At 38.8% G+C, this 1,092-nt stretch carries 3 protein-coding genes; 1 reads left to right on the top strand and 2 read right to left on the bottom strand.

Features of this window, described 5'->3' with window-relative positions:
- Both I8752_RS30235 and I8752_RS30230 read right to left on the bottom strand, forming a co-directional pair.
- Positions 1–316, bottom strand: a 316-nt coding sequence (locus I8752_RS30235) for an IS630 transposase-related protein (protein ID WP_214435883.1), incomplete at its 3' end; no start/stop codon positions are given.
- Between the two features lie 88 nt (positions 317–404).
- Positions 405–719: a hypothetical protein gene (locus tag I8752_RS30230; RefSeq protein WP_214435882.1), complete on the bottom strand. Its 315-nt coding sequence runs from the start codon at positions 717–719 to the stop codon at positions 405–407.
- 154 nt (positions 720–873) lie between these two features.
- Between I8752_RS30230 and I8752_RS30225 the strand changes: the two genes are divergently transcribed.
- Positions 874–1,092, top strand: a 219-nt coding sequence (locus I8752_RS30225) for a helix-turn-helix domain-containing protein (protein WP_214435881.1), incomplete at its 3' end; no start/stop codon positions are given.

Genomic DNA, 1,092 nt, shown 5'->3' with positions numbered 1-1,092 from the left:
ATGCACGACACATCGTACTCGTGCTTACCCAATGAGCGTAGCTTGTACCCCAATATTCGCAATATTCCAATAATGTTGCATCTGGGTATTGTTCAACCATTGCAGCTAGTTGAGTTTCATATCCATCCAACTCTCCCTTTTGTGCTCCACCTTGTTGTTTGGGTTGTACATGACCTTGAGTCTTATTCATGGAGAGAAGTTTTTGTACAAAACTTTTGGCTACACTAAATCTATTAGCCACCTTCCTGATTGAGGTGTCACCTTGTGAGTAAGCCAAAACTATTTTTTCTCGCAAGTCGATTGAGTAAGCTTTCATTTTAAGAGTTGATGTACTGGTATTAATGTACCTCATTTACCTGCAATTTGCTGTAACTCTAGCCTGAGTGCCGTTCTTACATAGACAGCTACTTTGTGTGTTGCCTCCTTACATGATGTCTTTTGTGATGCATATTTCGATAATTAAATTGGTGTCTTCTGTGCGCTCTTGTGAGAGGCACTGTTTTAACATCACTAGCTTCTCTATCCCCATCTTCATGACTACTATCACGATCGTGAGGGCTATCTATTTCAGCAATTTGGACACTGTTAGTAGACTGTGATTGTGATATAGCTAAAAGATGAGATGGTAATTCATGGGCATAGGTTGTTTGGATATAACCATTAAATGCCAAAATGCTTACAACAACACTTGAAAGAATAGTTTTAGGGGAATTTTTCATGATGCAAAGCCTTGCCTTTTGCAATTAAGGTCAGTAATTCAACAATAAGCATTAAAAGTCAAGAACTAGAAAAGATTCATTTAGTGTGGAATAATAGACCTCTTGCAAAAGTCCTAGATGCGTGAGACAAGTAGGATAGAGTTGGGTAGCATCTATGACCTACGAACAGGTAAAGAGTCTGAAATCAGAAGACTTTAAACGCTTGTGTGGTGTACGTCCAGATACTTTTAACGAGATGTTAGAGGTAGTGCGATCGCTTCATCGAACAAAACAGAAAACAGGGCGACCGGGTAAATTAAGCTTAGAAGACCAATTGTTGATGACATTAGAATATTGGAGAGAATACCGAACATACTTCCATATAGGTCAATCT

Source organism: Dendronalium phyllosphericum CENA369 (assembly GCF_016056275.1).
Lineage (GTDB): Bacteria > Cyanobacteriota > Cyanobacteriia > Cyanobacteriales > Nostocaceae > Dendronalium > Dendronalium phyllosphericum.
This window is presented reverse-complemented; position numbering and strand designations above follow the sequence as displayed.